The sequence below is a fragment of the Amycolatopsis sp. NPDC051716 genome (assembly GCF_040681595.1).
Taxonomy (GTDB): Bacteria; Actinomycetota; Actinomycetes; order Mycobacteriales; family Pseudonocardiaceae; genus Amycolatopsis.
In genome coordinates, this window is the sequence record NZ_JBFAZA010000021.1 from 160,981 (window position 1) to 169,334 (window position 8,354).

General features: G+C 71.1%; 9 protein-coding genes. 2 read left to right on the forward strand and 7 right to left on the reverse strand.

What is annotated here, in order from left to right; translation table 11 throughout:
* Window positions 1-43: 43 nt before the first annotated feature.
* A complete protein-coding gene (locus AB0M30_RS28010; protein WP_103336389.1) occupies window positions 44-364 on the forward strand; it encodes a hypothetical protein in 321 nt (106 codons plus the stop codon).
* Window positions 365-416: 52 nt separating this feature from the next.
* Here the strand turns inward: AB0M30_RS28010 and groL are convergent, their stop codons facing one another.
* The 5 genes from groL to AB0M30_RS28035 form a co-directional block, all read right to left on the reverse strand.
* Window positions 417-2,045 carry a chaperonin GroEL gene (gene groL, locus AB0M30_RS28015; RefSeq protein WP_013230279.1) on the reverse strand — a complete coding sequence of 543 codons (1,629 nt, stop codon included), beginning with the start codon at window positions 2,043-2,045 and terminating at the stop codon, window positions 417-419.
* 227 nt (window positions 2,046-2,272) lie between these two features.
* Entirely contained in the window at window positions 2,273-3,760 is a 1,488-nt protein-coding gene (locus AB0M30_RS28020) for a serine/threonine-protein kinase (RefSeq protein ID WP_364589286.1), read from the reverse strand.
* 66 nt (window positions 3,761-3,826) lie between these two features.
* A complete protein-coding gene (locus AB0M30_RS28025; RefSeq protein WP_003085446.1) occupies window positions 3,827-4,033 on the reverse strand; it encodes a cold-shock protein in 207 nt (68 codons plus the stop codon).
* 111 nt (window positions 4,034-4,144) lie between these two features.
* On the reverse strand, window positions 4,145-4,768 hold the full coding sequence (locus AB0M30_RS28030; protein WP_364589289.1) for an AIM24 family protein: 624 nt from the start codon (window positions 4,766-4,768) through the stop codon (window positions 4,145-4,147).
* Entirely contained in the window at window positions 4,768-5,445 is a 678-nt protein-coding gene (locus AB0M30_RS28035; protein WP_013230282.1) for a TIGR00266 family protein, read from the reverse strand. The genes AB0M30_RS28030 and AB0M30_RS28035 overlap by 1 nt, the downstream gene beginning before the upstream one ends.
* Before the next feature lie 74 nt (window positions 5,446-5,519).
* Between AB0M30_RS28035 and glp the strand changes: the two genes are divergently transcribed.
* On the forward strand, window positions 5,520-6,713 hold the full coding sequence (glp, locus tag AB0M30_RS28040; RefSeq protein ID WP_364589292.1) for a gephyrin-like molybdotransferase Glp: 1,194 nt from the start codon (window positions 5,520-5,522) through the stop codon (window positions 6,711-6,713).
* On the opposite strand, the gene AB0M30_RS28045 is transcribed toward glp, so the two are convergent.
* On the reverse strand, window positions 6,667-7,920 hold the full coding sequence (locus AB0M30_RS28045; protein WP_364589294.1) for an MFS transporter: 1,254 nt from the start codon (window positions 7,918-7,920) through the stop codon (window positions 6,667-6,669). The genes glp and AB0M30_RS28045 overlap by 47 nt on opposite strands.
* Window positions 7,917-8,354 (reverse strand): ArsR family transcriptional regulator (locus AB0M30_RS28050; protein ID WP_364589296.1); only part of this gene is annotated, 438 nt, incomplete at its 5' end. The genes AB0M30_RS28050 and AB0M30_RS28045, both read right to left, overlap by 4 nt.

The following is an 8,354-nucleotide window of genomic DNA, read 5'->3' on the forward strand; positions in this document are numbered from 1 at the left end:
AACCACGACGCGAATCCCGTTCGAGGGGTTAGGGTTCGCGCTCGTGGATCACGGAAAGACCGCCCCCAAGGTCGTCGTGGGGATCTTGGGCGGGTTGTACTTGCTCGCGGGGCTGGGGTTGACCGCTTTCGCCGCCTACAGCGTGCTGGCCTCCGGCGACACCGACGGCGTCAAAGCCGCCAAGGTCGTGCTTTACACCGCCGCTGGGCTGGCCATCTGGGTCATGCTCACCGGGATCGGCGCGATCGTCGTCGGGCTGGAAGCGGACCAGAAGAGCACGGCGTGGCTCGGGGGCCTCGGCGTGCTCGCCCTCGGCGTCGTGATCGTCGGCGCTTACGCCGTCTGGTTCTTCACGAAGCCATAAGAAAAGCCCGGCCCGCCGAAGCGGACCGGGCTTTCCCCGAAAAGCGCGTGGATCAGAAGTCCATGCCACCCATGCCACCGGACGGGTCGGCGGGAGCGGCCGAAGCCTTCTCCGGCTTGTCCGCCACGACGGCCTCGGTGGTCAGGAACAGCGCCGCGATGGACGCGGCGTTCTGCAGCGCGGAGCGGGTGACCTTCGTCGGGTCCGGCACGCCGGCGGCGAGCAGGTCCTCGTAGACACCCGTGGCGGCGTTGAGGCCGTGACCCTGCGGCAGGCCCTTGACCTTCTCCACCACGACGCCGCCTTCGAGGCCGGCGTTGATCGCGATCTGCTTGAGCGGGGCCTCGACGGCCACCTTGACGATGTTGGCGCCAGTGGCCTCGTCGCCCTCGAGCTTCAGGCCCGCGAACGCGGCTTCGGCGGCCTGGATCAGGGCCACGCCACCACCGGCGACGATGCCCTCTTCCACGGCGGCCTTCGCGTTGCGCACCGCGTCCTCGATGCGGTGCTTGCGCTCCTTGAGCTCGACCTCGGTCGCGGCGCCGGCCTTGATGACGGCCACGCCGCCGGCCAGCTTCGCGAGCCGCTCCTGCAGCTTCTCGCGGTCGTAGTCCGAGTCCGAGTTCTCGATCTCGGCGCGGATCTGGTTGACGCGACCCTGGATCTGGTCGGCGTCGCCCGCACCCTCGACGATGGTCGTCTCGTCCTTGGTGATGACGGCCTTGCGGGCCTTGCCCAGCAGGGACAGGTCCGCGTTCTCCAGCTTGAGGCCGACGTCCTCGGAGATGACCTGGCCACCGGTCAGGATCGCGATGTCCTGCAGGATCGCCTTGCGGCGGTCACCGAAGCCCGGGGCCTTGACGGCGACGGACTTGAAGGTGCCGCGCATCTTGTTGACGATCAGGGTGGCCAGGGCCTCGCCCTCGACGTCCTCGGCGATGATCAGCAGCGGCTTGCCGGACTGGATGACCTTCTCCAGCAGCGGCAGCACGTCCTTGACGGTGGAGATCTTGGAGCCGAAGAGGAGGATGTACGGGTCCTCGAGCTCGGCTTCCTGACGCTCCGGGTCGGTCACGAAGTAACCGGAGATGTAGCCCTTGTCGAAGCGCATGCCCTCGGTGAGCTCGAGCTCGAGACCGAAGGTGTTGCTCTCCTCGACGGTGACGACGCCTTCCTTGCCGACCTTGTCCAGCGCCTCGGCGATCAGCTCGCCGATGGTGCGGTCAGCGGCCGAGATCGAGGCGGTAGCAGCGATCTGCTCCTTGGTCTCGATCTGGACGGCGGCCTTGTGCAGCTGCTCGGTGATGGCCTCGACGGCCGCCTCGATGCCGCGCTTCAGGCTGATGGGGTCGGCGCCGGCCGCGACGTTGCGCAGGCCTTCCTTGACCAGGGCCTGGGCGAGCACGGTGGCGGTGGTGGTGCCGTCACCCGCGACGTCGTCGGTCTTCTTGGCAACTTCCTTGACGAGCTCGGCCCCGATCTTCTCCCACGGGTCTTCGAGCTCGATCTCCTTGGCGATGGAGACGCCGTCGTTGGTGATGGTCGGCGCGCCCCACTTCTTCTCGAGCACGACGTTCCGGCCCCGCGGGCCGAGGGTCACCTTGACGGCTTCGGCGAGGATGTTCAAGCCGCGCTCGAGACCGCGGCGGGCGTCCTCGTCGAACGCAATCAGTTTGGCCATTGCGGTGTGGTCCTCCGGTATTGGGCGCCACCGCCGCGCTGACTACTTGCAGCGGCGGCAGCAGGACTCTTTCCTCGGCCAGGCTCGGTGCCCGCGACGGACGACTGCACCCGGGTGGGGGGCAGCCTCACCGTCCCGACCTTTGGCACTCGACGGCGTCGAGTGCCAGGTTCGTGTTTAGCACTCTCACGGGGAGAGTGCAAGAAGACCTGCTCAGCGCCGCACGATCAGTTGCCCGGCTTGATGCTGATCGACGTCGGAGGGGCGTTCAGCGACGACGTCGGGTTGGCCTGCGAGTCACCCGGGCCGACCGGGATGTTCGGCGCCGTCGTCTGGCCGCCGCCACCGCTGCCGCCGTTGTCACCGAAGAGGAAGATGGCGCCCACCACCAGGCCGGCCACCACGACGAGACCGAGCACGAGGAAGATCCACTTCTTGCCGCCGCTGCTCTTCGGCTGGTGGAACGCACCCGCGCCGCCGGCGGGCAGGGGCGGGCGCAGCCGCATCGGGTCGCCGGGCGGGCCGTAGCCGGGCGGCGGGCCCTGCGGGTGCATGCCCTGCTGCTGCGGGTAGCCGTACCCGGGGGGCGGTCCCTGCGGCGGCATCCCGGGCGGCGGGCCCTGCTGCTGGGGGTAGCCGTACCCGGGCGGCGGACCCTGCGGCGGCGGCCCGGGCGGCCCCGGGGGTCCCTGCGGTCCGGGCCCCTGGCCGTAGCCGGGCTGCTGCTGTCCTCCGTACGGGTGCACGGGGGCCCCCTCTCCCTGCGCTGCGCTGTTCTGGTGCGGCCCCTGTTGTACCTGACCAGGACGCTGCGGCGCGGGGATTCCGCCCGAATGGGAGCCCGGCGGCCCCGGCGGGGTGTCGGACGTCGCCAGCGGGCCGAGCGCGCGGCGCGCGGCCGCGATCATCTCGACGCAGCTGGCGTAGCGGTCGGCCGGGTTCTTGGCCATGCCGCGCCGGATCACCTCGTCGATCGCCGGCGGCAGCGAGACGGCGCGGGAGATCGCGGGCGGCTCGCCGTTGAGGTGCCCCTTGATCACCGTCGGGACGTCGCCCTTGAACGGCGGGCGGCCGGTGAGGCAGGCGTAGAGGACGCACGTCAGCGCGTACTGGTCGGTGCGCCCGTCCAGCGGTTCCCCGCGCAGGTGTTCGGGGGCCGCGTAAGTGGGGGAGCCGAGGAAGTCGCCACCGCGCGTCCGATGCCCGGTCGCGCCGCGCCGCGTCAGCCCGAAGTCGGCGACGTACACGTGCTCGCGCGAAGTCTCCTTCTTCGTCACCAGCACGTTCGCCGGCTTGACGTCGAGGTGGACCAGACCACGGTTGTGCAGCGTGTCGAGGGCGTCCGCGACCTGGTCGAGCATCGTCAGGGTGCGCGCAGGGGCGATCGGGCCGCCGGAGATCAGGCCGGCGAGATCACCGCCGTCGACCATCCGCATGGCGATGTAGAGCATGCCGTCGAGCTCGCCGAAGTCGTACAGCGGCACGACGTTGGCGTGGTCGATCGCCGAGGTGTTGCGCGCCTCGTCGACGAACCGCTCGCGGAACTCGGCGTCGGCCCCGAGGTGGTCACCGATGACCTTCAGCGCCACCTTGCGGCCGAGCCGCACATCCGTGGCCTTGTAGGTCACACTCATGCCGCCCTTGCCGAGCACCCCGTCGATGCGGTAGTTGCCCAGCCGGCGACCGGTGAGGTCCCCCGACACATCGCCTGTCACGCCCGCAGCCTAACGCCCCTGGTTCGGCGGCTGCCGGGGGTTCACCGATCAGCTGAAGCGGCCGTGTTACGAAACCTTGCGCACGTCGGCTGCCTGGCTACGACCGTCGCGGCCGGACTGCACTTCGAACTCGACGCGATCGCCTTCGTCCAAAGTGCGGAATCCTTCGGACTGGATGGCCGAATAGTGGACGAACACGTCCGGCCCCTCCGTGGATTCGATGAACCCGTAGCCCTTTTCCGAGTTGAACCATTTGACGGTGCCGACAGCCACGGCGCCCTCCCTCAGCACAAAGGATCCGCTGGCCCGAGCGGATGCCAGCGGCGGAGTGCCAATCACGCTACCGGAATTATTCCCCTCGGCAATGGGCAATTCGTCCGAAGATCACGAACCCGAAAGGCGCCGGTTCCGCGCGTGCACGAGCACCGTCCCGGGACCCGCGAAGTCGATCGCGAGCCCTTCGCCGGTGCGCAGCGACTGCGAGCCGCCCGGATCGAGGGCGCGCAACCGGCACTGGACGGAGTCCGGGTAGGCCAGCAGGTAGTCGGGCCGGACCGTGACCAGCTCGCCCTGGCCGAGCTCGAACGCGTCCACCGGGCCGGGCGCGGCCAGCACGAGCGGCCCGGTCCCGCTGTAGTGCTCGAGGAATCCCGAATCGGCGCCGAAAAGCTGCTGCAGCGGCACCCACCCGGTGTCGTGACGAACCGACGAAGGTCGCACCAGCACCGCTTCGCGGTGGACCGACCAGCCCGTGCCACCGCTGACGTCGAGCGGGTAGACGTCGCCGGGGCGCAGCGGCGCGAAGTCGATCCAGCCGCCGTCGGACGGCGCGGTGTAGAGGACCGTCGTGCTCTTGCCCGCGCGGACGCCACCGCGGCCCACCGGCGTCTCGGTGACCCCGAACCGGCTGGCGAGCAAGGTTTCCGGCGCGGCCCGCACGGCCTCGCCCGGTTCGAGCAGAACGCGGGCGACGCCGAACGCGGGCGTGTGCCGGGTCTGGACGCGCATCAGCGTGACGGGACGTGGGAGACGATCCAGCCGACCAGCGCGGACGGGTTGCGCGTCTGCGTCATGATCTGGCCGGGACCGACGAAGTCGAACACCAGGCCTTCGCCGCTCTTCATCGACTGGATGATGCCCTGCGCGACCTTCCGGATCTGGTACTGCACGGTGTCGGCGTACGCGACGACGTGCCCGGTGTCGATGGTCACCATCTCGCCCTGCTGCAGCGTGATCGTCTCGACCGCGCCGTAGCAGCTGACGAGCAGCTGGCCCTGTCCGGTGGCGTGCGTCAAAAAGCCGCCCTCGCCGCCCATCAGGTTCTTCATCCCGCCCCACTTGGTCTCGGTCTGCACGCCGTGCGACGAGGCGAGCCAGCAGCCGCGGGTGACGGCCCAGCCGGTGCGGCCGTCGAGGGTGATCACCTGGATGTCGCCGGGCAGGTTGGCGGCGACGTCGACCCAGCCGCCGTTCGGCGGGGCGGTGAAGGTGGAGATGAAGAAGGACTCGCCGGAGAGGAACGCGCGGCCGAGGCCCTTCATGATCCCGCCCTGCGCCTGCGACTGCACCTGCACGCCGTAGCTGGTGGCCATCATCGCGCCGGACTCGACCTGGCACGGCTCGCCGGGCGCCAGCATCAGCCGGGCGACGGCGAACGAAGGCTGTTGACGGATTCCGACCTGCATGCGTGCTCCCCTGAGGCGTGCTCTCGAACGACGCAGAGTCTTGCACGCCCCCTCCCGGGGTGGAGGATGGTCCGGTGATCTCCGTCGACGACTACCGCGACCGGGTTGCCGGGCTGCTCGGCACGGCCTCCGCGACCACCCTGCCCCTCGCCGCCGCGGCCGGGCTCGTCCTGGCCGAGGACGTGCGCGCCGGCGTCTCGCTGCCGCCCTTCGACAACTCCGCGATGGACGGCTACGCGGTCCGCGCCGCCGATGTCGAGGCGGCTCCGGTGACCCTGCCGGTCGCCGACGACATCCCGGCGGGCCGGGTCGACGTCCGGCCCCTGGAACCCGGCACCGCGCACCGGATCATGACCGGCGCGCCGCTGCCGCCCGGCGCGGACGCCGTCGTGATGGTCGAGGACTCCGACGGCGGCACCGAAACGGTGACGTTCTCGGCCGCCGCCCGCGAAGGCGCGCACATCCGCCACATCGGCGAGGACGTCGTCGCCGGCGACGTCGCCCTGCACGCGGGAACCGTGCTGGGCCACTCCCAGCTGGGCCTCGCGGCCGCGGTCGGCCTCGCCGAGGTGAAGGTGCACCGGCCGCTGCGGGTGCTGGTGGCCTCGACCGGCACCGAGCTGATCGACGCGCCCGCCCCGCTGCGCCACGGCCAGATCTACGAGTCCAACAGCGTGATGCTCGCCGCGGCGATCCGCGACCTCGGCTGCGAGGTCGAGGTCGTCCGCAGCGTCGTCGACGACGTCGAGGAGTTCCGGAAGGTCATCGAGCCGAAGCTGGCCGGCGCCGACCTGCTGGTCACCTCCGGTGGCGTCAGCGCGGGCGCGTACGAAGTGGTGAAGGACGCACTGACCGGCCAGGGCGTCGAGTTCGCGAAGATCGCGATGCAGCCCGGCGGGCCGCAGGGCAGCGGGCGCTGGCACGGCGTGCCCGTGGTGGCGCTGCCCGGCAACCCGGTGAGCGTGCTGGTGTCGTTCGAGGCGTTCCTGCGCCCGGCGATCCTGGCGGCGCTGGGCCACACCGACGTCTCGCGGCGGCGGGTGCGCGCCCGGCTGACCGAGGCGATGAGCTCGCCGGCCGGGCGCCGCCAGTACCGCCGGGGCGTGTTCACGCCGTCCGACCGGGAGGTCACCGGGGTCGTCGGACCGCGCGGCGGCCCCGGCTCGCACCTGCTGGCCGCGTTCACGCAGGCCAACTGCCTGATCGTGCTGCCCGAAGACGTCACGACGGCAGCGGTTGGGGAAGAGGTGGACGTCCTGCTGCTCTGACCGGGAAGTCCCGCAGCTTCCGGTAGGGCGCGAGCAGCGGCAACGCGAGGATCGAAACTCCCGCGGCCACCCAAAGCGTCTCGCGGAGACCGATCGCCTCGCCCAGCACGCCGCCGAGGACACCGGCCAGCGGGATCGACCCGTAGTTGACGATCGACATGCTGGAGTTGACCCGGCTGATCAGCTCGGGCGGGCAGTACTGCTGCCGGAACGTGGTGACCAGGACGTTGCCGGCGACCACGCCGACGCACACGCCGAACAGCGCGAGCACGAACGGCGTCAGGCCCCAGCCGGGTCCGCTCAGCGGCCCGAGCAGCAGCATCGGTGCCGCGAAGGCCTCGCACAGCAGCCACGCGCGCACGGCACCGAAGCGCGCGGCGAGCCGGCCGGCCACGGCCGCGCCGAGCACCCCGCCGGACGCGCCCAGCGCCAGGGCCAGGCCCACGAGCCCGGGCGCGGCGCCGAGCGTCCGGGACAGGAACACGATCTGGATGGCGCTGTAGCCGGTGAGCGCGAGGTTCGAGACGGCACCGAAGGTCATCAGCGACCGCAGGTACCGGTCGCGCACGACGAACCGGAGTCCCTCGGCGATCTGGCTGCGCAGCGGCGAGCGTCCGGCCGGGACGAGGACTTCGCGCGCCCGGATCGCCCGGACGCACAGGACCGAGACGCCGAAGCTGACCGCGTCGGCCAGGATGCCGCTGACCGGGCCGAACGCCTGGGCCAGCAGCCCGGCCAGGCCGGGCCCGGCGACCTGGGTCGCGGACTCGCTGCCCTGCAGCTTCGCGTTGCCTTCGAGCAGTTCGCCGTCGCCGGCGAGGACCGGGAGGTAAGCGCGGTAGGCGAGGGTGAAGAACACCTTCGCGACCCCGCCGAGCAGGGCGGCGCCCAGCAGGTACGGCATGGTCAGCATCCCGGCGGCCGCCGCGAGCGGGACGCTGCCGAAGATCGCCATCGAGGCCGTGTTGCAGGCCAGCATCACCGGCCGCTTCGGCAGCCGGTCGACCCAGGCACCGGCCGGCAGGCCGATCACCAGCCACGGCAGCCAGGCCGCCGCCGTCAGCAGGGCGACCTGGAAGGTGCTCGCCTGCAGTGTGACCACCGCGACCAGCGGCAACGCCGTGCTCGCGACCATGCTGCCGAGCATGCTCGTGGTCTCGCCGGTCCAGAGCAGCCGGAAGTCCCTGTTCCCCCAGAGCCCCTTCACGGCTGGCCCAGCGACGCCCGGGCGGCGAAGAAGACCGGGCGGCGCTCGACGCCGTCACCGGGTTCGGTGCGGTTCTCGAACTCGCTGATCAGGAGGAAGATCCGCTCGTTCAGCTCGTCGAGCTCGTCCTTGGACAGCCGGACCCACGTGTCGATGCTGAACGGCGCACCGCGCCACTCCTCGGGGTAGGTCTCGCGGTTCGCGATCCAGTCGCGGGCGACCGCCGTCTGGTGGTCGAGCACGAGGACCTCTGCGGCTTCGGCGACCGGGTCGCCGGGGAAGTCGCCCGCGGCCCACCGCAGCACCTTCGCACTGCGCCTCCACCAGCGTTCCCGCTGGTCACGGGCCAGTTCCGGCGCCACCTCGACCAGCTTCGCGGCGGCCAGGACCTTCATGTGGTGGCTGACGTTGCCGACCGCCTGGCCGGTCTTCGC